This is a genomic window from Mycobacterium persicum (assembly GCF_002086675.1).
Lineage (GTDB): Bacteria > Actinomycetota > Actinomycetes > Mycobacteriales > Mycobacteriaceae > Mycobacterium > Mycobacterium persicum.
In genome coordinates, this window is sequence record NZ_MVIF01000325.1 from 1 (window position 1) to 357 (window position 357).

Annotated in this window: 1 pseudogene; it reads right to left on the reverse strand. The window is 77.9% G+C overall.

Annotated features, from left to right (window positions below):
* Window positions 1–337: pseudogene (locus BST40_RS29915) on the reverse strand (PE family protein); the annotation flags it as partial.
* Window positions 338–357 lie beyond the last annotated feature (20 nt).

Consider the following 357-nt stretch of genomic DNA (forward strand, 5'->3'; position numbering starts at 1 on the left):
CTCCGGCACCGGCCCCGCCCTGCCCACCTGCGACGGTGCCGTTTCCGCCGTCGCCTCCGTGACCACCGTCACCGCCGGCGCCACCGGTGCCGAACAACCAGCCTGCGGCGCCGCCAGCGCCCCCGGCGCCACCGGTTACGCCCGCGGTGAACGACCGTCCGCTCGACCCGCCGTCTCCACCGGCGCCGCCGTTACCGCTCAGGAGGCCCCCATGCCCGCCGCCGCCACCGGCCGCGCCCGCGGTGGGGACGCCAAGACCGGCACTGCCGCCGTTGCCGCCGGCACCGCCGTGTCCCCACAGCCAGGCGTTGCCGCCATTGCCACCGACACCGGCCACTCCGGTTGAGGTACCCGCCC